The following is a 21,635-nucleotide window of genomic DNA, read 5'->3' as shown; positions in this document are numbered from 1 at the left end:
GCCCGCCCCCCACCACCTCCCCTCCCGCTCACTCCCCATGGAGAGATCATGACCACCTCTGGCATCAGCCGGCGCGGCGCGCTGCGCTTGTTCGGCATCGGCGCGCTCGGTGTGGCGGGCGCCGGTGTGCTCGGCGCCTGTGCGCCCTCCGGCGCCGGCTCCCCCTCCAACGGCGGCGACCCGAAGTCCAAGGACTTCGACTTCACCTCCTGGTCGCTCAACGAGGAGGCTGCCAAGCCCTCGATCGAGAAGATCATCGCGGCGTGGGAGAAGGCCGAGAAGTCGAAGATCCGCGCGGTCTCGTACCCGTACAACGAGTACCTGAGCCAGCTCACCCTCAAGCTGGGCGGCGGCGAGACGACGGGCGCGGTGCACCTCGACATCGCCTGGCTCGCCGCGATGGCGCAGATGGGCAAGCTGGTCGACCTCGGACCGGTGGCGGGTCAGGCCGGCTACACGGACGTGGCGCTCAAGAGCGGCGTGTACGACGGCACGCAGTACGGGCTGCCGTGGAACACCGGATCGATCGGTGTGATCGCCAACTCCAAGCTCCTGGAGAAGGCCGGGATCAAGAAGCACCCCACCACCGTCGAGGAGTTCGAGGCGGCGCTGCGTGAGCTGAAGGGGCTCGGCGGGGGAGTCGTGCCGTACGCCGCCGCCACCAAGGTCGCGCAGCTCAAGGACATCTTCCCGTGGATGCAGACCTTCGGCTGCAAGCTGTTCGACGGCGGGAAGGTCACGATAGGCGACGACGCCTCGGTCGACGCGGTCACCTGGTACAAGAAGCTGCACGACGAGAAGCTGATCGCCGCCGACGTGGACCGCTTCGACGCGCGCGCCCTGTTCGGGCAGGGCAAGGCGGCCTTCTACGACGACGCGATCATCGGCAAGGGCGTGACCTCCGCCCAGTCGAAGGACAAGACGCTGGCCGACGCCATGCAGCCGATGGAGCGTCCGGTGATCGAGGCCGGGGACACACCGCAGGCGCTGCTGTGGGGCGGCGTGATCGCGATCGTGCAGGGCAAGGGGCAGGACGCGGCGACCGAGTTCGCGCTGCACACCACCACCGACCAGGCCACCACCTCCGAGTACTTCGCCGCACGCGCACTGCCGCCGTCCACCACCGCGGGTCTGGCCGCTCCCGAGGTCGCCAAGGACACCTTCACCACGGAGTGGACCGAGAAGATCACGAAGACGGCGACCGGCAGCCCGTTCTGGCAGTTCGCGCAGAACGCCCAGATCGAGGAGGCCGTCGCCAAGCAGGTTCAGGCGGTCCTCGTCGGCACGTCGAAGCCGAAGGACGCGATGAAGCAGGCCGGCGAGGAGGCCGCCGCACTCATCAAGCGCTGAGGCCGAGGCTGTGGTCCGGGCCCGGCGAGCGCCGCAGGCCACGCCGGGCCCCGCTTCGTGCCCCACCCCGCACGACGACCGCGCCGGCCGGCCCCCGGGCCACGCCGTGCGCGTCACCTCCCGCGCCCACGCCCGCACACGCGAAGGAGCTCATCTTGCGACGTCCCACGGTACGCACGTACACCGCATCGGCCGCGGCCCTGGCCGCTCTCCTCCTGCCCGCCCCGGCCGCCGTGGCCGACACCGCGCGGACCACGGCAGCCGCAGCGACCGTGATCGAGAAGGTCCCGTACGCGATGGACGCGTCGAACCAGGCTGCCTGGTGGACGCCGGTCGCCACGTACAAGGGCCGCGGGCAGTACACGTACTTCGCCTTCAACGAGCCGGGTACGACGACGGCGACACACCGGCCCGCCATCGCACGGCGCGACCCGGACGGGCTCTGGAGCCGGCTGCCCCTGCTGAACAGCGACGGGCAGCAAGCGGAGTTCCCCGACGACAACGGCCACAACCAGCCCTCGATCGCCCGCGACGGCAACGGCCGCCTGCACGTCTTCACCTCCATGCACGCCGACTCCTGGCGTTACTTCCGCACCGAGGCCCCCGGCGGCGACGTCACCGACCACGCGTCCGAACTGCCCGATCAGGGTGTGGGCATCACCTACCCGGTCGTCACCACCGCGCCCAACGGCGACCTGTACCTGGCCGCCCGCGTCGGCACCGGCTCCGACCAGCGCCCCGGCAAGCTGTACCGCTGGGACAACGCCAACTCCCGCTGGAGCGTCGCCGCCACCTTCGCGAGCGCGCTGTACCGGTCCGTGTACCCCGACGACATCACGGTCGACGCCTCCGGCCGTGTGCACCTGCTCTACGAGTGGGCGAAGGCGCCGGCGACCGCGTTCCGCCACCAGCTCTCGTACCTGTCCTACGACCCGTCGACCGGCGCCTTCGCGGACAGTACGGACACGACCGTCACCGCCCCGGTCACGCCCGCCACCTCCGACGTCGTCCAGGACCTCACCGCAGGCGAGGAGTGGAGCGCCGACAACGCGTACACCGGCCCCGCGGTGCAGAGCGCCAAGCTCACCCTCGACGGCTCCACCCCGAAGATCGCCTACCGCTACCGCTCGGCGGACAGCGGTGGTCACTTCCGCGTGTACTACGCCTATCCGAGCGGTGGCGGCTGGGTCGGCAAGACCGTGTACGCGGGCGGACAGACCGCGGCCACCCTCGGTATCACCTGGGACGAGACGGACACCAAGCGGATCTACTACGTGACCACCTCCGGCACCGACCGGGTCTTCTCCGCGACGCAGTCGGCAGCCGGGGCCTGGACCGCGCTGTCCGTCACCCCGGGCGTGAGCGCGGACCGGCTCGCGGTGCGCCGGGACTCGGACGGTCACGATGTGCTCTACGTTCCGGACACGGCACACAACACCCTCTATTACGCGCGCCGTTGACGCTTCCTGCCGCTTGTCGCTGTCCGTACGGGGACGAGGCCGCGGCCCCCACGGACAGCGCAAGGGGGTGGAGTCGGGGCCCCATGTGGGTCCCACTCACCATCGTGGCTCCGGTTTTCGCGTCGGTGGCGCGGCCGGGGCCGGCGGGTTGTGGTGGGTGAACCGACCGCTCGAAGCCGGATCTCCGGTGCCGGAGCACAGGCCGCCAGGCGGCACGGCCCCGGCGGCCGGGTCACGACGACGGGGCCGGGGCACGACGACGGGGCCATGGGTACGACGACGCGGCCAGGGCACGACGACGTGGCCGGGTCACGATGACGGCGCCGGTCTCAGAGCTCACCGGGCCAGTCCGTGTCCTCGCGCACCAGCGCGCGGGCCAGCGACCGGTAGAAGAGCACCACCCCGGGCTCCTTGGGTGAGAGGTGCCCCCGCTCGGCGAAACGTGACCCGGCGCCCCGCTGGACCTCCTCAAGGCCGCGCCGGTCCTCGCCGTTGATCACGGCGGCGTAGGCCTCGGCCTCCTTCCGCACGGCCTCCCGGTCCTGCCCCTCGATCATGGCCGCGGGCATCAGGACGCCGCCCCTGACCGTGGTGCGGTCGAGGGCCGAGGGGATGAGGCTGAGCCAGATCACCATGTCGCCGGAGGCGGCGAGGCTGCCCGAGGGGAAGACGAAGAAGCCGTACAGATGGGCCCGTTCCTCCTCGGTGAGGTCCAGGACGAGGGGCTCCAGCGGGGCCGAGTACCGCACCCGCATGCTGTCGGCCCACGGCGAGTCCGCCCGGACCCGGGTCTCCGCGCCCCCCGGCGTGGTGGGCTGGAGGGTCTCCGGATGGAAGCCCATCACGTGGTAGTTCTCGTGGGCGTTCTCGACGGCGATCTTCCAGTTGCAGTGCCACTCCTCCGTCCAACCCGCCACCTGGGTCAGCTCCGGCAGGCGGTAGTTGGCCAGGTCATCGCCGATCCGCAGCAGATGCGGGCCCAGCGGTTCGGCCGAGACGTCAAGGTTGACGAAGACGAAACCCTGCCACTCCTCGACCGCGAATGGCGGTAACCGGCACGCGGCGGGATCGAACGCCGGATTCCGCTTCATGTGGGTGGCGCCGACGAGCCGCCCGTCGAGTCCGTACCGCCACAAGTGGTACGGACACGTGAAGACGTCCGTACGGCCCGACCCCTCTTCCACCACCGGCATCAGCCGGTGACGGCACACCGGTGACATCCCGCGCAGTTCCCCGTCCTCACCCCGGACCACCACCACCGGCTCGCCTGCGACCGACAGGGAGACGTACGCCCCGGTCTCCGCCAGCTCGTCGATGTGCGCCACGAGGATCCAGGACCGTCCGAAGACCCGTTCCCGTTCCCGCTCCCACAGCCCGGGCGAGGTGAACGCCGCCGGAGGCAGGCTCAACTCCTGCGCGCCCGGCCCCAGATACCGCTCCAGCTCCGCCACGATCTCCCCGACGTCCACGTCGGCCCTCCACTCGTTCCGGCTCTCGTCCCGGGTCTCGTTCCGGTCCGGCCGAGGGTGACCACGCGCCCTGGTGAAACGGTCGCCCCACGATCGACGCGCCCCGGCCGCCCCCTCCACCCGTTCTGGGCGATTTCTCCAGCCCTCCTTCCGACGATCCGACCATGTACGGCGCTGACCTCACCGAGATCCACGACCTGATCCACGAGAGCCGCGGCAAGGACTACGGGACCGAGGCGCGCGAGCTGACCCGGCACGTGCGCCGGCTGCGGCCCGACGCTCGCTCCCTCCTCGACGTTGCCTGCGGCACCGGAGCCCATCTGCGCCACTTCGCCGGGCTCTTCGAGACCGTCGCGGGCCTCGAACTGTCCGAGCCCATGGTCCGTACCGCGCGCCGCGCGCTGCCGGACGTCCCCGTGCACACCGGCGACATGCGGACCTTCGGCCTCGACGACCGGTTCGACGTGGTCACCTGCATGTTCGGCTCCCTCGGATACGCCACCACCGAGGCCGAACTCCACTCAGCCCTCGCCGCGTTCGCCCGGCACCTCAATCCCGGGGGTGTGGTGGCCGTGGACCCCTGGTGGTTCCCCGAGAACTACCTGGACGGGCACGTCTCGGCGGATGTCACCACCGTGGCGGGGCGGACGGTCGCCCGGGTGTCGCACTCCGCGCGGGAGGGGGAGGCGTGCCGGATGGACGTGCACTACGTGGTGGCCGAAGCGCAGGGGGGTGCCCGGCACTTCACGGAGACCCACCGCATCTCGCTCTTCCCCCGGACGGTCTACGAGAAGGCGTTCCGGGCCGCCGGGCTCACCGTCGAGTACGTCCCCGGCCTGCACCGCGGCCGGGGCCTGTTCCTCGGGACCGCTCCATGAGCCGGGGCCATCCCGTGGCCTCCGGCCCCGCGGTGCGGTCCGGCCCCGTCACACCCGGGCCCACGAGGCCCGTCATCACCCGTCCGCCCACCCTCGTCTGGGGGCAAGCATGCGCGTCCTGTTCATGACCTCGCCGGGCCTCGGCCACCTCTTCCCGACCGTCCCCCTCGCTCAGGCCTTCCGTGCGGCGGGCCACCGGGTCCGCTACGCCACCGGTGGACTCAGTCTGGCCGCCGCCGAAGCCGGCTTCGACGTCGTGGACGTCACCCCCGGCCTGGACTACCTGCCCGTCTACATGCCCCAGGAGCCCGGGACCGACCGCGCGGCCGACCACCCCATGTTCGCCGAGGACCCCGAGGACGCGGAACTCGCCACCCTCTTCGCTCGGGTCTCCGGGGTCATGGTGGACGGCGCCCTGAAGGCCGCCCGGCACTGGAAGCCCGACTTGGTGGTCGCCCCGCCCCTTCAGGGCGCGGGCCGGCTCGTCGCCGCCGCGCTCGGGGTGCCCCTGGTCGAACCCCGACTCGGCTCGTACGACAGCGGAGCCCGGCTCCGTACCCTGCTCCACGCCGGCATGACACCCCACCGGACCCGGCACGGTGTCACCGGCGATCCCCCGAGGACGATCCCCCTCACCACGCTCCCGCCGAGCCTCACCGCCCTCCTCCCCGAGGACCGCAGGACTCCCGAGGCCCGGTCGGTGCGCCCGTTGCCCTTCAACGGAGGGGCGATCCTGCCGGGCTGGCTCGCCGAGCCGCCCCGGCTGCCGCGCATCGCCGTCACCCTCGGCACCATCGAGGCCCAGTGGGGCGGGCTCGCGATCCTCGGCCCGCTCATGGAGGCGGCCCGGGGCGTGGACGCAGAGTTCGTCGTCACCCTGGGCGGCGGCGACCCCGCCCTTCTGGCTGACGCGCCGCCGAACGTCCGGCTGGTCGACTGGGCACCGCTCGACCTGCTGCTCGACACCTGTGCCGCGGTTATCCACCACGGCGGCAGCGGGACCATGCTGACGGCCGCCGCGGCCGGGATCCCGCAGTGCGTCATCCCACGCGGTTCCTACCAGCAGACGGGCGCCGACCTGCTGCCCGCCCGGGGCATCGGGATCGTGGCGGAGCCCGGGACGCTCGGTGCCGCCGAGTGCCGGACGCTCCTCAAGGACGAACGGCTCCGTGACACCGCCCTCCGGGTCAGGGACGAAGTGTTCGCCATGGCCACCCCGGCCGAGACCGTCGAGTGGCTCGCGGGCTCCCTCGACTGACAGCCGTTCCTCCCGCACGGCTTCCACCCGACGAGGAAAGACGACCAGAGGAAGGACGACCCCATGCTGACACCCTCCGATCTGACGGAGAGCGGCCTGCCGACCCAGGAGTCCGTCCGCCGCTTCCACGACCAGGGCTACGTCCACCTCCGGGCGGTGCTGTCCGCCGGGGAGGTCGCGGGTTTCCGGGCCGCCGCTGAAGAACTCCTCGCCAAGGAGGGCCCGGAGATCTGGGGCGCCTCCGAGGACGAGACCCAGGTCCACTACGTCGAGGCCGCCTGGCGCAAGCACCCTGACCTGCGCGCCCTGGCCCTCCACCCGGTGATCACCCGGTCCGCCGAGCACCTCGCGGGCGGGCCGCTGCGGCTCTACGGCACCGACGTGCTCAAGAAGGACCCCGACGTCCACCTCCCCACCGTCGTCCATGACGACGAGCCCGGCCTGCCGCTCGCGGGACTGACCCGGACACTGACGGCCTGGGTCCCGCTGGTCGACGTGCCCGTCGAACGGGGTTGCCTCATCTACGTGCCAGGCTCCCACCGCCGCCCCCTGGAACACCGCCAGGTCCACCTGGCCGGGTTCCAGGACTACCGGCCGATGGAGGAGGTCTGGCCCGACTTCCCCTTCAGCCCCAGGGTGTCCGTCCCGATGCGCGCCGGTGACGTGGTCTTCCACGACTTCCGCACCGTGCACCTGGCCGCGGTCAACACCGGCGGCGAGCGCCGGCTCGCCTTCGCCTCCGTCTACATGGACTCCGACGCCACTTACCGGCCTGGCGTCCAGGACCACCCGGTAGCACACCTGGAGCCCGGCGCGCCCGTCGACGGAGAGCTGTTCCCGCTCATCGCCGACGGTCCCGGTGCCACCCGGTGACCGAGGAGCGGGAGGAGCTCGCCGCGCTCGGTGAGCGGCTCCAGCGCGAGCACGGCACGCTCTGGTTGCACCGGCTCAAGGGCGACCCGTACGCCGCGCTGCTCTGTGACGTCGACGACGACCCTGCCCCGCTGCGCGAACGCGTCCGGGCCGCCGGCCCGCTGTGGCGCTCCGGAGCGGGGGTCTGGGTCACCGCCGACCCGCGTACGGCCGCCACACTGTTCGCCCATCCCGGCATCGGACACCTGACGGCCCCGCCGGAGGAGCTGCCGGGACTGGGGGAGGAGACCGTGACGCCCGTACGGGTCCAGAAGGGGCTCGGCCCCCTCTGCGCCCGGCTGCTGGACGCCGCGGGCCCCGAGTTCGACCTGGTGACCGAGGTGGCCGAGCCGCTCGCGGCTGCGGCCCTCGCCGAGGCCTGCGCGATCCCCGAGCGGGAGCGCGGCCGGTTCGCCGAGGCCCTCGCCGCCTGCGCGGTCCTCCAGGACGCCACGGTGGCCCCGCAGCGGCTCGCGGCCACCCGTCGACTGCGGACCGGCCTCGACGCCCTGCGGCCCCTCCTCGACGGCGCTCCTCCTGGGGCGCCCGGCCCGCTGGCGCTCGCCGTCGCCGCCCGGACCGGCGCCGATCTCGTCGCCCGCGCCGTCCTGAGGGCGCGGTTCCCCCTCTCCGCCCGCGACGCCGGACGGGCGGCCGACGAGGTGCTCCGCGCGGAGCCTCCCGGACGGATCGCGCCCTTGGTGGCCCGTACCGAGACGGAGGTGGCGGGAGCACGGATCGCCGGCGGCGACCGGCTCGCGGTCCTCCTCGGCGACGGCGCCGGCATGGCGACAGCTCCCGCCCACCGCACGCTGGCCCCGTTCCACCGTGCCCTCGCCGAGGCTGCCCTCACCGCGCTCTGGGACCGCCGGGCCAGGGTCCGTCCCACCTCCCCCGTGGTGCGGCGCGCCCGCGCCCCGCTGACCCGCGGGCCCGCGCGGGCCCCCGTCGTCGTCACCCCTGCCACGGCCACCGGCCCCGGAGAAAGCGGCATGACCACCGCGACGACGGCCGACCGCCGGACGGACGCGACCACCACCCCGACGGTCCCACCGGAGGCGGCCCCGTCCCCGGCGGCGGCCGCCTTCGGGGCGAGAAGAGGAGAAGCGCGATGAAGGTTCTGTTCACCTCGCTGGAGGGCAGCCACTTCCAGCTGCTCGCCCCGCTGGCATGGGCGCTGCGCACCGCCGGCCACGAGGTGCGCGCCGCCTGTGTCCCCCACGTGGTCGAGACCGTCACCCGGTCCGGGATAACCGCCGTACCCATCGACAGCCCTCCGTGGTACGAGGCACTGGACGCCTTCCACCAAGAGGGCATCGCCCACTTCGGTACCGCCGACCAGGACCGTGCCCCGGACCAGGAGGACTCCTGGGAGGAGCAGCTCGGCTACGAGAGCGTCATCGTCCCCGCCCTCAACTCCCGGCTCAATTCCGACACGCTGATCGATGAGCTGGTGGCCCTCGCCCGGCACTGGCGGCCCGACCTCGTCATCTGGGAGACGCTCTGCCTGGCGGGCCCGGTCGCGGCCCTCACCGTCGGCGCGGCCCACGCCCGGCTGGTCTCGGGACCCGAACTGGCCATGCAGCTGGGCACCCGGCGCACCTTCCTGCGGCTCGCCGCGGAGCAGGAGCCCGAGCACCGAGAGGACCCCACCGCGGAGTGGCTGAACTGGACCCTGGAACGCCACGGCGCCGAGGCCCGGTTCGACGAGTCCGTGCTCACCGGCCAGTGGACCGTCGACACCCGGCCCGCGAGCCTCCGCGAGGCCCTGGGCGTGCCCACCGTCCCGGCCCGCTACATCCCGTACAACGGACGGGCCGTCGTGCCCCGCTGGCTCCGCGAACAGCCGCTGCGTACCCGGGTCTGCCTCACCCTCGGGGTGAGCATCGACAGCGGCTACGGCCTCTGGGACCTCGACACGGTCCTCATCGGCATGCTGGGCGCGCTCGGCGAACTGGACATCGAGGTCGTCGCCGCCCTCTCCGACCGGCAGCGCGCGCATCTGCCGCCGCTCCCCGACACCGTACGGGTGGTGGACCGCGTCCCCATGCACGACCTGCTGCCGACCTGCGCGGTGGTGGTGCACCACGGCGGCTACCAGACCAAGGCGACCGCCGAGTTCCACGGCGTCCCGCAGGTCCTGCTCACAGGCTGGGAGTGGGTGACCGAGTCCATGGGCGCCGACTACGAGAAACAGGGCAACCTCCTCTCCCTCCCGCTGCGGGAGTTCACCGCCGACCGCTTCCGCGAGAAGGTCGCACGGGTCCTGTCGGAACCGTCGTTCGCGGCGCACGCCCGGCGGCTGCGGCGGGAGATCGAGGAGATGCCGACACCCAACGAGGCCGTCGCCGCGATCGAGCGGCTCACGGCCCGGCACCGGAAGGAACGGTGAAGAGCATGACGCCCACGGACCTGATGACGGAACTGGCGGGGTACCTGGAAGCCGACGCACCCGAACTGAGCCTGTCCCCGGCGGCCTTCACCTCCCCCGAGCTGTGGCGGTGGGAACAGGAACGGGTCTTCGCCCGCTCCTGGCTCCTCGTGGCCCACTCCGGTGAACTCGCCGCGCCCGGGTCGTCGGTGACCCTCGCGCCCGCCGGCCGGCCGTTCACGGTGTCCCGCGCCGACGACGGGAAGCTGCGCGCCCGGTCGGCCCTCGGCCCGCACCGGCCGGACCCGGCGGTCGAGGAGTGGCAGGGGTTCGTCTTCGTCAACCCTGATCCGGACGCCGAGCCGCTCGCCCCGCACCTGAGGCGGACCGGCGAGGAACTCGACGCCTATCGGCTGCCCGAGATGGTCCCGGTCGCGAGCTGGACCGAGGAATGGCGGTGCAACTGGAAGATCGCCGTGCAGAACGCCCACGAGAACTACCACGCCATGGGGCTCCACCCCACCACCGTCGCGCTCATCACTCCACCCGGCGGGGCGATGGAGGTGCGCACCGAGTCCCGCTGGGTGACCCGGCTCCTCAGCCCTTTCCGTGAACCGCTCCCGGCCACCGCGCTGCCGCTCTCCGCCGAACAGCGCGCCACCATGTACAACTGTGCCGTCTTCCCGTGCGGCAGTCTCGCCGCCTTCGGGGACTCCGTCATCTGGATCACGATGATTCCGCTGGCCATCGACCGCATCGAGGTCCGCGGCGGGGTGCTCGTGCATCCGGCCGCCCTGGAGAGCCAGGACCGCGACGCGCTCCGCGAGCAGAACGAGGAGAGCGCCGCAGTGGTCAACCGGGAGGACCGGCTGGGAATGGAGGCCGTGCAGCGGGTCGTGGGCTCCCGGTTCGCCGGGCGCGGCCATCTCTCCCCGAAGGAACCCGGCGTCCTGGCCTTCTACCGCAGTCTCGCCCGCGCGCTCGTCACCCGCTGACGTCCCCCGATGCGGCGGCCGCATCCTCGAAAGCCCTCGGGTCGAAGCCGCCCACCCCCGCCAGCGGGATCACCTCGAACCGGAGGTGCGGGCTCAGAGGGTTGCCGTACAGCAGGGAGTTGAGCTCCTCGTGCGACTCCACCTCGTAGATCAGCAGGCCGCCCGAGGCCCCGACACGGATCCAGTTGTGCACGATGACCCCCTTGTCGACCAAGCTCCTGACGTACGCGAACCCCTCCGGCAGTCGGCGGCGGAACTCGTCGGCTGTGATTCCGGTGGGCGACTGGGTGGCGAGGACAGCGAACAGCGCCATTGTTCCTCCGGCGACTCGGGATCTCGACGCTCGAGTCTCGGCCGCCCCGGTCACCGACGGGTCGACTCCCGGTGGAGCCGACGGCGGACCGCGACCAGGGAGCGTCGTCGCAACCTCCACCCGCACCGGCCAGGCTCCCACCCGTGAATCTCCTGGTCACCGGAGCGGCCGGCTTCATCGGCTCGGCCTACGTCCGCACCCTGCTGTCCGAGGATCCGGCCGTCCACGTCACCGTGCTGGACCGCCTGACCTACGCGAGTAACCTCGACAACCTCGACACCCGCCACCCCCGGCTGCGGTTCGTCCACGGCGACATCTGCGACCCCGACCTCGTCGACCGGTTGACGGCGCGGGCCGACCAGGTCGTGCACTTCGCCGCGGAATCGCACGTGGACCGCTCCATCGCCGGAGCGGAACCCTTCGTCCGCACCAACGTCCTCGGAACCCAGACGCTGCTCGACGCGGCCGTCCGCCACGACGTCGGCCCCTTCGTACACGTCTCCACCGACGAGGTCTACGGCTCCATCCCCGAGGGATCCTGGACCGAGGACTCCCCGCTCAGCCCCAACTCCCCCTACGCGGCCTCCAAGGCCGCCTCCGACGTCCTCGCCCTCGCCCAGCACCGCACGCACGGGCTCGACGTACGGATCACTCGCTGCTCCAACAACTACGGTCCGCGCCAGTTCCCTGAGAAGCTGATCCCGCTCTTCGTCACCCGCCTCCTGGACGGAGAGCAGGTCCCGCTCTACGGCGAGGGCACCCACGTCCGCGAATGGGTGCACGTCGAGGATCACTGCGCCGGCGTCGACCTGGTCCGCACCCGGGGCCGGGCCGGGGAGGTCTACCACCTCGGCGGCGGCACCGAGCTCACCAACCGGGAGCTGACCGGACTGCTCCTCGACGCCTGCGGCGCCGGTCCGGACCGCATCCGGCGGGTGCCGGACCGCAAGGGACACGACCTGCGCTACGCCCTCGATGACACCAAGGCACGCGCCGAACTCGGCTACCGGCCCCGGCATGCCTTCGCCGACGGCCTCGCGGCCACCGTCGCCTGGTACCGGGACCATCGCGGCTGGTGGGAAGCGCTCGCCCACCGGCTGCGCGGCCCGCTGGACGGTGCGGCCCGGGCCCGGGGATGAGATGGCTGGTCACCGGCGCGACCGGCCTCCTCGGCCACGAGGTGACGGCGGCCCTCGCGGCCCGGGGAGCGGACGCCGTCGGCCTCGGCCGACGCGACCTCGACGTCACCGACCCCGCCGCGCTCGCCGCCGCCTTCACCCGGCACCGCCCCGGAATCGTCGTCAACTGCGCCGCATACACGGCCGTGGAGGCAGCCGAGACAGCAGCGGACCTCGCCTACCGCGTCAACGCCGACGCCCCCCGGCACCTGGCCGGCCTCTGCGCCCGCCACGGTGCGCGGCTCCTGCACGTCTCCACCGACTACGTCTTCCCCGGGGACACCGACACCCCGTACCCCGAGGACCATCCCACCGCCCCCCGCAACGTCTACGGACGCAGCAAACGCGCGGGCGAACGAGCCGTCCTCGACCTGCTGCCGCGGCACGGAGCAGTAGTCCGTACCGCCTGGCTCCACGGAGAGCACGGACCCAGCTTCGTCCGCGCCATGACCGGACGGGCAAGCGGCCGGGGGCCCGTGGACGTGGTGGCCGACCTGGTGGGCCAGCCGACCTGGGCGGCCGACGTCGCCCGGGCCCTGATCGCCCTCGGGGAGGCCCCGGGGGCGAGCGGCGTCTTCCACGCCACCAACGCGGGCCGCGCCAACTGGTACGAGCTGGCCCGCGAGGTGTTCCGGCTGACCGGCGCCGACCCCGACCGGGTACGGCCGGTCTCCGCCGAGGCCTTCGGCGGGCGTGCGCCCCGGCCCCGGTGCACGGTCCTCGGCCACGACCGCTGGCACGAGGCGGGCATCCCGGCGCCCCGGCCGTGGCGCGAGGCACTCGCCGAGGCGCTGGGACGGACCGGCTGACTCCGGACGGCCGGGGCACCCGTGCCGGGCCGCGCCGGGGACCCGGACGAGGCCCGGCCGCGGCTCAGTCCCGCGCGCGGTGCAGTGCCGTCAGCCTCTCCAGCTCCGGCACCAGTTGGGCGGGTGTGGGCGCGGCCCGCATCTCGTCCCTGAGCCGGGCCGCGTTCCTCGCGTACGAGGGATCGTCCAGCACCCGGACCACCAACTCGCGCAGCTCCGCCGGGCGCAGCGGCCCCGTCCCGGCCGTCCGCACCCCGGCCCCGGAGCGCTCGATCAGCTCCGCACGCGGGTGGATGTCCCACAGGTCGTTGGGGACGACGACCTGAGGTACCCCGTGTGCCAGCGCGTTCTGCGCGGTGCCGAAGCCACCCTGGTGCACGATCGCCGAGCACGACGGGAGCAGCGCGTCGAGCGGGACGAAGTCCACCACCCGCACGTTCCCGGGGAGCCGCCCGGCCTCGGCCAGCTGCCCGGCGTCGAGGGTCGCCACCACGTCCGCGTCCAGCTCGCCGAGGGCCGCGAGCAGATCCGGAACGGAGGCCTGGTCGCCACCCATCACCTCGCGGAAGGACAGCCCGAGGGTGAGGCAGACCCGGCGGCGGGACGGGGGTTCGCGCAACCACTCCGGCACCGTGGACCGTCCGTTGTAGGCGACGTGCCGAACGGGGAGCCACGCCAGTGCGGTGGGCGAGCGGAGAGAGGCGGGGGCCGGGTCGACGGTCCACTGGCCGGTGACCAGGTCCTCGGTGAAGGCGCCGCCGTGACGCGCCGCCGTCCACCCCAGCCATTCGGCGAGCGGATCCTCCCGCAGCTCCGGGGCCCGCCGGGAGAGCGAGGCGAGGTGCCGCTCGCGCATCGTCCCCACCAGGTCGAGCCCGTACAGCAGGCGGGCGTGGGCCGCCCCGGAGGCGCGGGCAGCGATCGCCCCGCCCATCATCAGGGTGTCCCAGACCACCAGGTCGGGGCGCCACCGCCGGGCCAGCCCCACCAGGTCGTCGACGGTCTCGTCGGCCGAGAAGTTCTGGAAGATGGCCGAGGTCATCACGGTGAACAGACCGTCGAGGAAGTCCGGCGTCAACTGCTCCGGGCTGTTCTCGGCCATCCGCATCAGTTCCTGGGCGTCCGGCGGCTCCGCGAGGCGCTCGGCGGCCTTCTCCTGGCGTCGCCGCAGCTCCTCCACGGACTCGTCCTGGGCCAGCCGCGGCCCGACGGGGGTCGCGGGCAGCCCGGCGGCGGTGATCGTGTCCATGAGGTCGGGCTGGCTGGCGACGCGCACCTCGTGTCCGGCGGCGCGCAGCGCCCAGGCCAGCGGAACCTGAACGAAGAAGTGAGGTGAGGCGGCCAGGGTTACGAACAGCACACGCATGGCGGCGATGCTAGGAGCCGGGGCTCGACAAGGCCTCGACTCCCGTTGGTACGCGGCCGGGTGGCGGTCAGCGGGCCGGCAGCCAGGCCTCGTCGTCGGTGGCGTGTGCCAGGACCCGCTGGAGGAGACCGCGCAGGGCCTCCGCCTCCTCAGGGGCGAGGTCGCCGAGGAGTTCCGCCTCGATCCGCTCCAGGGGCCCGTCGATCCGGGTCAGCAGATACTGCGCGGTGTCGGTGATCTCCAGTCGGCGCGAGCGGTCGTCGGCGCCCGGCCGGCGCCGCACGTGCCCCGCTTCCACGAGGCCGTCGACCACCTTGTGCACCGACTGCCGGGCTATGCCCAACTGCCGTGCCAGCTCCGCCATCGTCAGCTCGGGTTCCAGGGAGAGCAGCGTCAGCAGTCCGTACTGGCGCACCGTCAGGTCGTAGGGGGCCAGCCGCTCGTCCACCCTGCGGGTGGCGACGGTGCTCGCCACGGCCAGGAGATAGGGGATGTGTGCCCGCAAGGAGGTGTCACCTCGGCCGTCGGAGAACGGATCCTGTCGGTCCGACGGTATGTCACGCACCGCGGGGAGGGCCGGTCCGACGTTCGCCGGCCAGCCGTTCCAGCACCGGGACCACCTCCGCGGGGGACGGCGTCCGCTGCATCTCGCCGCGGACCCGGGTCGCTGCCCTGGCGAACGACGGGTCGTCCAGCACCCGACGCACCATCGCCCGCAGCCCGGAGGGTGTCAGCTCCTCGGGTGGGCACGTCAGGGCCACCCCCGCCGACCGGGCCCGCTCCGCGCGCGGGGTGTTGCACCACATCCGGGAGGGGACGACGACCTGCGGCACGCCGTGGGCGAGGGCGGTCAGGAAGGTGCCCGCCCCGCCGTGGTGGATGATCGCCGCACAGCTCGGCAGCAGTTCGTCCAACGGGACGAAGTCCACCACCCGGACGTTCGGAGGGAGCGGGCCCACGGCGGCCAGCTGCTCGGCGTTGAGCGTGGCCACCACCTCCACGTCGAGATCGGCCACGGCCTCCAGCAGCCCGCCGACCGAGGCCTGGTCCTCGCCCACGACCTCCCGGAAGGAGACGCCGAGGGTGAGGCAGATCCGGCGCCGCCCGGCGGGCTCGTCCAGCCGCCAGGGCACTCGGGTCGTGCCGTTGTACGGGACGTACCGGACCGGGACGCGGGGGAGCAGTACGGGCAGGGCGAGGGAGGAGGGCACCGGGTCGATCGTCCACTGGCCCACCACCATCTCCTCGTCGAACCCCCGGCCCGGACCCTCCAGGCCGTGCCGTTCGAGGACGTGCCCCAGCCACTCCTCCAGCGGGTCGTCCCGCAGCTCCGGCGGCAGCCGGTCGAGCACGGACCGGTACCGGTCGCGCAGCAGCCCGACCAGGTCGAGCCCGAACATCAGCCGGGCGTGCGCGGCGCCGACGGCCCGGGCGGCGACCGGGCCCGCGTAGGTCATGGTGTCCCAGACCACCAGGTCCGGTCTCCAGTCCCGGGCGAGGGCCACCAGGTCGTCGATCATTCGGTCCGGCACCGTGTTCCGGTGGACCAGGGGCGTCCAGGCGGCGAAGACCCCGTGCAGGTGATCGGGGGTCAGCCGCTCGGGCCGGACGTCGCCCGGATCGAGGGTCCGCAGCCAGGCGTCGTCGCGCAGCTCCTCGGCCAGACCCGTGTCGTCCGGGTTCATCCTGGCCGCGACGTGCAGTGGTTCTCCGACCGGTACCGCCGTCAGACCGGCCCCGGTGATGTCATCGGTCACGTCCGGCTGGGTCGCGACCCGCACCTCGTGGCCGGCCGCGCGCAGCGCCCAGGCGAGCGGGACCTGGGCGGCCACATGGGTGGCGGCGGCGAAGGGCTGGAACAGGACGCGCATCGGCGCTCCCCTCTCGGATCCGGCGGACGGCCGGACGGGCGGGCGTGGGACGGGTCGGGCGGGACCGGGCGCCGTCACGCGACGGGCGGGACCGGAGCCGTCACGTCAGCGAAAGGCCCCCGTCCACCGGCACCACCGTCCCGTTGGCGAAGGCGGCCTCCGGCCGGGTGAGCTGCACGATCCACCAGGCCATCTCCTCGGGGCGGCCGACCCGCCCGCCAGGTGTCCGGGCGGCGATCCCCTTCAGGAAGTCCGCGTACGCCGGGTCGGTCCCGTCCGGATCCTGGCCGCCGCTGACATCCGTCACTCCAGGGGCGAGCCCGACGACCCGGACGCCCCGCGGGGCCAGTTCGACGGCCCATGTGCGGGTGAGGAAGTCGAGCCCGGCCTTGGCGGCGCCGTACAGGCCGTTGTCGGGCCAGGAGCGCAGGCCCAGGGCGCCGGACGAGCCGATGTTCACCACCGTCCCGGACCGTTCCGCCAAGGGCTCCAGGGCGGCCCGGGTGAGCAGGACCGGGGCCAGCAGGTTGGTGTGGATCTGCCGTTCGGCCTCGGCCCGGTCCAGCGCGGACAGCGGGCGGTACCCCATCGCCGCCGCGTTGTTCACCAGGACGTCGACCCCGTCGAGGAGGTCCACGGCCGTCTCGACGATTCGCTCGGGGGCGCCCGGCTCGGTGACGTCGGCGACCAGGCACAGGATGCCCGGATGGCCCTCGGCGGTCGCGTCGAGGGTCTCCCCGGTGCGTCCGACGACGAGCACCCGGTCCCCGCGCGTGGCGAACGCGCGGGCCGTGGCCCGGCCGATGCCGGTGCCGCCTCCGGTGATGACGATTCCGCGTGCGGCACCGGCGCCGGGCCGGTCCTCGCGGTCGATTCCTTCGGTACGCGTGGTCATGCCCTGCAGGATCGGAGGCGGACCTCGCAGGCGTCTCGACCCTCGCGCACCGGGAACCAACGGCGGGCTCCCGCCGGTGAGTGACCGGTCCTCAGCCGCCTTCCGCCAGCTCCTCCAGCCGGGTGGCGAGCTCGGCGGGCGGCGGGGTCTCCGCGACCTCCTCGCGGATCCGTCCCGCCGCGGCCCGGAAGGAACCGTCTGTGACGAGCCGTTCCACGGCGGCCCGGATCGCGCCCTCGTCCGCGAGGTGGCCCGGGACGTGGAGCGCGGTCCCGGTGGCGGCCACGCGCTCCCCGGTCACCCGCTGCTCCGACGCGAAGGTCGCGATGAACTGCGGCACCCCTGCCCACAGGGCCGTCAGTGTGCTGCCGCTGCCCCCGTGGTGCACGACGGCGGCGGAGCCCGGCAGCAGCGCTGCCAGCGGCACGTTCTCCACCACGCGCACGGGGGACGGCACCGGGCCGAGCGCGGCCACGTCCCGCGGGGTCGCGGTGAGGACGACCTCGCAGTCGAGCCCGTCCAGGGCGGTGACGATCCGCGGCAGCAGGTAGGAGTCGGGCCCCGAGACGGTGGACAGCGCCGTGGACCAGGTGACGCAGACCCGAGGTGCGGCCGGCGGCCGGGCGGTCCACCCGGGGGCGGGCCCGGCCCCGTTGTAGGGGACGTAGCGTACGGGGAGCCGCTCGGCGCCGACCGGCACCTTCAGGGACGGCGGGTTGGGGTCGACGACCCGCTCGATCATGTCCAGGCTGAACGGACCCAGGCCGTAGCGGTCGAAGGAGCCGCTGTGGTCGGTGGGGACGATCCGCATGTGCTCGGGGTCGTGGGGGCTCGCCGGGCCCCAGAGACAGAGCGCTGAGGGGACGCCCACGACGCCGGCCGCCAGCAGCCCCTCCAGGCTCCCCGGGTCGTGCAGGACCAGATCGGGCCGCCAGTCCCGGGCGTACGACACCGCCGCGTCGAAACTCCGGGCCGCCGACGCGGCGAGCTCCGGTGCGATCTCCCGCTCGAAGTGCCCGACGTCGAACGCGTCGAGCCGGTCGAGCCGTTCGCCGGTCAGCGGGTGCGGCGGGAGCCACGGGTACGGCCAGATGCCGTCCGTGGCCTCCGCGTGGTACTGCAGCCGCAGCCGCAGTACCTCCTCCATCCCCCCGAGGACCGGTACGGGCACGAGCCCGGCCCGCCCCACCGCGGCGGCCTGCGAGGGGGCGCACAGCACCCGGACCTCGTGTCCGGCCGCCTGGAGCGCCCAGCCCAGCGGCACCATCGCCGCGTACTGCGTGGGCCAGGTGGACACGGTGAACAGCACGCGCATGCGCGACCCTCCTCCCTTCGCCCGGAGGCCGGCGTCACGGCCGGCGTCACGGTTCACGTGGCGGCCTCCCCGACGGCTCTCGTGGCGGTTCACTTGGCGCCGAGGGCGGTCCACACGTCCGCGTCCATCCATGAGGGGAGGGTGTCCTCCCCGTTCGTCCCCTTCTCCACGAAGACGATGTTGTGGTAGGCGTGCACCCCTGTGACGGTGCTCTGCGTCGGCGTGGGCCGGGTGACGGAGGGCTCGCGGTGCTCCCGGTGGTGCAGGTCGTCGATCAGTTCCTTGACGAGCCCGAGCGAGGTGTCGGGACCCGCCACCCCGCCCGCACTGCCGCCGAAGTCGGTGAAGTAAGCGGTCTGGAGGTCCTCGATCACGTAGAGCCCGCCGGGACGCACGTACGGGAAGAGGGCCCGGAACGAGGTGCGCACGTGCTCGTTCACATGACTGCCGTCGTCGATGACGATGTCGAACGGGCCGTGCTCCCGGGCCAGTCCGGTCAGGTACTCGGGGTCGTTCTGGTCCCCGACCAGTGCCGTCAGCCGGGGCTCGGTCAGCGCCGTCTTGTCGTAGAGGTCCAGGCCCAGGACGGTGCCCCGGGGGAAGTAGCGCTTCCACATCTTCAGTGAGCCACCGCCGAGATCGTCGTCGAAACCGCCGATGCCGATCTCCAGGATCCGCACCGGCCGGTCCCGGTACGGGGCGAAGTGGCGCTCGTAGTGGGCCGTGTACCAGTGGAAGCTGGCCCACTTGTCCGAGCCGTAGCGGATCGACAGCTCACCGAGGTCCGGGCAGCGCCCGGTGCAGCCCGCCATCAGGGTGGCGGTCGCCTGGGCCGCGGCGCGTAGCACCGTGTTCATCTCGGCGAGCAGTTCCCGCACCCGCTCGGGGTCCTCAGGCGTCGGCACGAAAGAGTTGTGGAAGTCCCCGGTGCGCTGCGAGTCCGCCGGCCCGAAGAGCCGGCGGACCAGTCCCGCAGCCGTGAAGGTCACCCGCGAGCGCACCCGGGCGGAGTCGTCGCCGATCACGCGGATGGCCTCGTCGCGCACCATACGCAGGGCGACGGAGTGCCGCTCCCCGCCGTGAGTGACGTCCAGGGCCACGTCGACGGGGGCGGTGTTGACCGGCTCCGGGGAGCGGAACAACACCTCCGCGACGAGGACGCGTGCCACGTCGGTCAGACCGGCGTCCTTCAGCACGGCGTCGATCTCGTCGTCGGAGCCTGCTCCGGCCCGGACCAGCCGTCGGATCAGGGCGTTCTGTGCGACATCCACCATGAGGGCGTTTCCCATCGGTCCGCGAAGAGGGTCGCGACCCACGGTCGGCGGACCGCCTGGAAACCCGCTCGACCGCCGCTGAACACCGGCCGGGCGCGGACCGTCAGAAGTCCGCCCGGTGGTCGGCCACCCACTGGGCGAAGGTGCGGGCCGGCTGTCCCGTGACCTGCTCGGCCGTCGGGCCGACCGGGACGTCCACCGGGTCCTGGAGCAGCCAGTCGACCGCCTCCGGGGGCATGCCCTGCCGCAGCCACAGGGTGCGGGCCCCGTCCGGCGTCAACTCCTCGAAGCGGATCTCACGCCCGAGGACCTCGCCGAGGACGCGGACCTGCTCGGTCTTGGCCAGGGACTCCGGGCCGGAGAAGCAGTACGCCTTCCCCGCGTGCCCGTCCTCGAGGAGCGCCGACACCGCCACATCGGCGATGTCCGCCTCGTGCACGGGGGTGCTGCGGGTCGAGCCGAAGGGGGCGCGTACCACGCCCTCGGCCCGGATCGAAGGCGCCCACCAGTCCAGCAGGTTGGCCATGAACTCACCGGGCCGTACATGGGTCCACTCGAGGCCGGAGGCCTCCACCGCGCGTTCCACCGCGGTGTGGTGGTCGCCGCTGTAGTCGCCGTCGGCGTACTCGGCGGCCACGGAGGAGAGCACCACGATCCGCCGCACCCCCGCCTTCGCCGCCCGCGCGGTGAACTCCTCGGCCGTCCCGGGCAGCGGGAAGAGGTAGGCCCGGTCGACCCCGGCGAGGGCCGCGTCGAGGCTCCCCGGATCCGCGAGGTCGCCGCGGACCACGTCCACGCCGTCCGGCAGGGAGGCCCGCGCGGGCGTGCGGGTCATCGCACGCACCGGCACTCCCTTCTCCAGCAGTCCCGCCACCACGTGTCGGCCCACGTTCCCCGTGGCACCCGTAACCAGTACGGTCATCGTTCTCTCTCCTTCTTCCTGAGTGTCGTGTTCGGCCGGCACGCGCGGCGGGACCGGTCCCGGACCCGCCGACGTTTCCGGTGGGTTGTCTCGAACGGCTCGAACCGCGGTGAACGCGGTCGTTCCACCGCCTGTCGAGCGCCTGTTGCCACCCTCGGGCCGGGCAGGCACATCCGATGTCACGATCCGGGAGGGACCATGAGCGGCACCGCAGGACGGACCGCAGTCATCACGGGGGCGACCAGCGGGATCGGCCTCGCCGTGGCCCGAGCGCTCGGCCGGGACGGGCTGCGGATCTTTCTCTGCGCCCGGGACGCCGACGCGGTGGCCGCGACCGTCGAACTCCTCCGCGAGGAGGGTGTGGACGCCGACGGGAAGAGCTGCGACGTGCGCTCCACCGAGCAGGTGGACGCCTTCGTGCGCGCCGCCGTCGACCGGTACGGCCCGGTCGACGTCCTCGTCAACAACGCCGGACGCAACGGCGGCGGCCCCACCGCGGAGCTGACGGACGAGTTGTGGCTCGACGTCGTCGACACCAATCTGCACAGCGTGTTCCGGGTGACCCGGGCCGCGCTGACCGCCGGAGGCATGCTGGAGCGCGGCCGGGGCCGGATCGTCAACATCGCGTCCACGGGCGGGAAGCAGGGCGTGGTGCTCGGTGCCCCCTACTCGGCGTCCAAGCACGGTGTCGTCGGCCTCACCAAGGCCATGGGCCTGGAACTGGCCAAGACCGGCATCACCGTCAACGCGGTCTGCCCCGGGTACGTGGAGACCCCGATGGCGGAGCGGGTCCGCGCCGGGTACGCGGCAGCATGGGACACCACGACCGACGCGGTGCTCGAACGGTTCCAGGCGAAGATCCCCCTCGGCCGGTACACCACCCCCGAGGAGGTGGCGGGCCTCGTCGGCTACCTGATCACCGAGACCGCGGCACCGATCACCGCCCAGGCGCTCAACGTCTGCGGCGGCCTCGGCAACTACTGACCCGGGGAGGCCGGA

At 73.0% G+C, this 21,635-nt stretch carries 20 protein-coding genes; 11 read left to right on the top strand and 9 right to left on the bottom strand.

What is annotated here, in order from left to right; genetic code table 11:
* The first annotated feature begins 48 nt into the window (after nucleotides 1-48).
* A complete protein-coding gene (locus tag ACFYQ6_RS14875) occupies nucleotides 49-1,350 on the top strand; it encodes an extracellular solute-binding protein (protein ID WP_361576273.1) in 1,302 nt (433 codons plus the stop codon).
* Between the two features lie 155 nt (nucleotides 1,351-1,505).
* Complete coding sequence (locus ACFYQ6_RS14870; protein ID WP_388763192.1) at nucleotides 1,506-2,810, top strand: BNR-4 repeat-containing protein; 1,305 nt, start codon at nucleotides 1,506-1,508, stop codon at nucleotides 2,808-2,810.
* 329 nt (nucleotides 2,811-3,139) lie between these two features.
* On the opposite strand, the gene ACFYQ6_RS14865 is transcribed toward ACFYQ6_RS14870, so the two are convergent.
* Complete coding sequence (locus tag ACFYQ6_RS14865) at nucleotides 3,140-4,279, bottom strand: aromatic ring-hydroxylating dioxygenase subunit alpha (protein WP_361576279.1); 1,140 nt, start codon at nucleotides 4,277-4,279, stop codon at nucleotides 3,140-3,142.
* A 164-nt stretch (nucleotides 4,280-4,443) separates the two neighbouring features.
* Here ACFYQ6_RS14865 and ACFYQ6_RS14860 point away from each other — a divergent pair, with 164 nt between their 5' ends.
* From ACFYQ6_RS14860 to ACFYQ6_RS14835, 6 genes are all read left to right on the top strand, one after another.
* Entirely contained in the window at nucleotides 4,444-5,157 is a 714-nt protein-coding gene (locus ACFYQ6_RS14860) for a class I SAM-dependent methyltransferase (protein ID WP_388763189.1), read from the top strand.
* Between the two features lie 109 nt (nucleotides 5,158-5,266).
* A complete protein-coding gene (locus tag ACFYQ6_RS14855) occupies nucleotides 5,267-6,415 on the top strand; it encodes a nucleotide disphospho-sugar-binding domain-containing protein (RefSeq protein ID WP_388763187.1) in 1,149 nt (382 codons plus the stop codon).
* Between the two features lie 63 nt (nucleotides 6,416-6,478).
* Nucleotides 6,479-7,288, top strand: coding sequence for a phytanoyl-CoA dioxygenase family protein (locus ACFYQ6_RS14850; protein WP_361576288.1), 810 nt, complete (start codon nucleotides 6,479-6,481; stop codon nucleotides 7,286-7,288).
* Nucleotides 7,285-8,442, top strand: coding sequence for a hypothetical protein (locus ACFYQ6_RS14845; RefSeq protein WP_388763185.1), 1,158 nt, complete (start codon nucleotides 7,285-7,287; stop codon nucleotides 8,440-8,442). Before ACFYQ6_RS14850 ends, ACFYQ6_RS14845 begins: the two co-directional genes overlap by 4 nt.
* Nucleotides 8,439-9,719 carry an activator-dependent family glycosyltransferase gene (locus tag ACFYQ6_RS14840; protein ID WP_388763183.1) on the top strand — a complete coding sequence of 427 codons (1,281 nt, stop codon included), beginning with the start codon at nucleotides 8,439-8,441 and terminating at the stop codon, nucleotides 9,717-9,719. The genes ACFYQ6_RS14845 and ACFYQ6_RS14840 overlap by 4 nt, the downstream gene beginning before the upstream one ends.
* A gap of 5 nt (nucleotides 9,720-9,724) precedes the next feature.
* On the top strand, nucleotides 9,725-10,693 hold the full coding sequence (locus ACFYQ6_RS14835; protein WP_361576297.1) for an SRPBCC family protein: 969 nt from the start codon (nucleotides 9,725-9,727) through the stop codon (nucleotides 10,691-10,693).
* On the opposite strand, the gene ACFYQ6_RS14830 is transcribed toward ACFYQ6_RS14835, so the two are convergent.
* Nucleotides 10,683-11,006 carry a muconolactone Delta-isomerase family protein gene (locus tag ACFYQ6_RS14830; RefSeq protein WP_361576300.1) on the bottom strand — a complete coding sequence of 108 codons (324 nt, stop codon included), beginning with the start codon at nucleotides 11,004-11,006 and terminating at the stop codon, nucleotides 10,683-10,685. The two genes, ACFYQ6_RS14835 and ACFYQ6_RS14830, sit on opposite strands and share 11 nt — an antisense overlap.
* 143 nt (nucleotides 11,007-11,149) lie before the next feature.
* Here ACFYQ6_RS14830 and rfbB point away from each other — a divergent pair, with 143 nt between their 5' ends.
* A complete protein-coding gene (rfbB, locus tag ACFYQ6_RS14825; protein ID WP_361576303.1) occupies nucleotides 11,150-12,145 on the top strand; it encodes a dTDP-glucose 4,6-dehydratase in 996 nt (331 codons plus the stop codon).
* A complete protein-coding gene (gene rfbD, locus ACFYQ6_RS14820; RefSeq protein WP_361576306.1) occupies nucleotides 12,142-12,993 on the top strand; it encodes a dTDP-4-dehydrorhamnose reductase in 852 nt (283 codons plus the stop codon). The genes rfbB and rfbD overlap by 4 nt, the downstream gene beginning before the upstream one ends.
* 64 nt (nucleotides 12,994-13,057) lie before the next feature.
* On the opposite strand, the gene ACFYQ6_RS14815 is transcribed toward rfbD, so the two are convergent.
* The 7 genes from ACFYQ6_RS14815 to ACFYQ6_RS14785 all read right to left on the bottom strand — a co-directional run bounded on the left by ACFYQ6_RS14815 (nucleotide 13,058) and on the right by ACFYQ6_RS14785 (nucleotide 20,636).
* Nucleotides 13,058-14,359, bottom strand: coding sequence for an activator-dependent family glycosyltransferase (locus ACFYQ6_RS14815; RefSeq protein WP_361576309.1), 1,302 nt, complete (start codon nucleotides 14,357-14,359; stop codon nucleotides 13,058-13,060).
* Between the two features lie 67 nt (nucleotides 14,360-14,426).
* The gene (locus ACFYQ6_RS14810) at nucleotides 14,427-14,864 is read right to left on the bottom strand and encodes a MarR family transcriptional regulator (RefSeq protein WP_361576312.1); all 438 of its coding nucleotides are present in this window, start codon (nucleotides 14,862-14,864) and stop codon (nucleotides 14,427-14,429) included.
* Nucleotides 14,865-14,916: 52 nt separating this feature from the next.
* A complete protein-coding gene (locus tag ACFYQ6_RS14805; RefSeq protein ID WP_361576315.1) occupies nucleotides 14,917-16,230 on the bottom strand; it encodes an activator-dependent family glycosyltransferase in 1,314 nt (437 codons plus the stop codon).
* 100 nt (nucleotides 16,231-16,330) lie between these two features.
* Entirely contained in the window at nucleotides 16,331-17,125 is a 795-nt protein-coding gene (locus ACFYQ6_RS14800) for an SDR family oxidoreductase (protein ID WP_361576318.1), read from the bottom strand.
* Nucleotides 17,126-17,216: 91 nt separating this feature from the next.
* A complete protein-coding gene (locus ACFYQ6_RS14795; protein WP_361576321.1) occupies nucleotides 17,217-18,440 on the bottom strand; it encodes a nucleotide disphospho-sugar-binding domain-containing protein in 1,224 nt (407 codons plus the stop codon).
* A gap of 89 nt (nucleotides 18,441-18,529) precedes the next feature.
* Complete coding sequence (locus ACFYQ6_RS14790) at nucleotides 18,530-19,714, bottom strand: class I SAM-dependent methyltransferase (protein WP_361576324.1); 1,185 nt, start codon at nucleotides 19,712-19,714, stop codon at nucleotides 18,530-18,532.
* 103 nt (nucleotides 19,715-19,817) lie between these two features.
* Nucleotides 19,818-20,636: an NAD(P)H-binding protein gene (locus tag ACFYQ6_RS14785; protein WP_388763178.1), complete on the bottom strand. Its 819-nt coding sequence runs from the start codon at nucleotides 20,634-20,636 to the stop codon at nucleotides 19,818-19,820.
* A 198-nt stretch (nucleotides 20,637-20,834) separates the two neighbouring features.
* On the opposite strand from ACFYQ6_RS14785, the gene ACFYQ6_RS14780 reads away from it, so the two are divergent.
* The gene (locus ACFYQ6_RS14780; protein WP_361576329.1) at nucleotides 20,835-21,620 is read left to right on the top strand and encodes an SDR family NAD(P)-dependent oxidoreductase; all 786 of its coding nucleotides are present in this window, start codon (nucleotides 20,835-20,837) and stop codon (nucleotides 21,618-21,620) included.
* Nucleotides 21,621-21,635: the final 15 nt, after the last annotated feature.

It is taken from the genome of Streptomyces sp. NPDC005494, assembly GCF_042872025.1.
Classification (GTDB): Bacteria; Actinomycetota; Actinomycetes; order Streptomycetales; family Streptomycetaceae; genus Streptomyces.
The sequence above is the reverse complement of the archived record's forward strand: the minus strand, read 5'-3'. Positions and strand labels throughout refer to the sequence as shown.

Bases quoted from the DNA above. Each gene is read 5' to 3' on its own strand.
- ACFYQ6_RS14875 (WP_361576273.1), top strand. From the start codon at position 49: ATGACCACCTCTGGCATCAGCCGGCGCGGCGCGCTGCGCTTGTTCGGC.
- ACFYQ6_RS14860 (WP_388763189.1), top strand. From the start codon at position 4,444: ATGTACGGCGCTGACCTCACCGAGATCCACGACCTGATCCACGAGAGC.
- ACFYQ6_RS14855 (WP_388763187.1), top strand. From the start codon at position 5,267: ATGCGCGTCCTGTTCATGACCTCGCCGGGCCTCGGCCACCTCTTCCCG.
- ACFYQ6_RS14850 (WP_361576288.1), top strand. From the start codon at position 6,479: ATGCTGACACCCTCCGATCTGACGGAGAGCGGCCTGCCGACCCAGGAG.
- ACFYQ6_RS14840 (WP_388763183.1), top strand. From the start codon at position 8,439: ATGAAGGTTCTGTTCACCTCGCTGGAGGGCAGCCACTTCCAGCTGCTC.
- ACFYQ6_RS14835 (WP_361576297.1), top strand. From the start codon at position 9,725: ATGACGCCCACGGACCTGATGACGGAACTGGCGGGGTACCTGGAAGCC.
- ACFYQ6_RS14830 (WP_361576300.1), bottom strand. From the start codon at position 11,006: ATGGCGCTGTTCGCTGTCCTCGCCACCCAGTCGCCCACCGGAATCACA.
- rfbD (WP_361576306.1), top strand. From the start codon at position 12,142: ATGAGATGGCTGGTCACCGGCGCGACCGGCCTCCTCGGCCACGAGGTG.
- ACFYQ6_RS14815 (WP_361576309.1), bottom strand. From the start codon at position 14,359: ATGCGTGTGCTGTTCGTAACCCTGGCCGCCTCACCTCACTTCTTCGTT.
- ACFYQ6_RS14805 (WP_361576315.1), bottom strand. From the start codon at position 16,230: ATGCGCGTCCTGTTCCAGCCCTTCGCCGCCGCCACCCATGTGGCCGCC.
- ACFYQ6_RS14800 (WP_361576318.1), bottom strand. From the start codon at position 17,125: ATGACCACGCGTACCGAAGGAATCGACCGCGAGGACCGGCCCGGCGCC.
- ACFYQ6_RS14795 (WP_361576321.1), bottom strand. From the start codon at position 18,440: ATGCGCGTGCTGTTCACCGTGTCCACCTGGCCCACGCAGTACGCGGCG.
- ACFYQ6_RS14790 (WP_361576324.1), bottom strand. From the start codon at position 19,714: ATGGTGGATGTCGCACAGAACGCCCTGATCCGACGGCTGGTCCGGGCC.
- ACFYQ6_RS14785 (WP_388763178.1), bottom strand. From the start codon at position 20,636: ATGACCGTACTGGTTACGGGTGCCACGGGGAACGTGGGCCGACACGTG.
- ACFYQ6_RS14780 (WP_361576329.1), top strand. From the start codon at position 20,835: ATGAGCGGCACCGCAGGACGGACCGCAGTCATCACGGGGGCGACCAGC.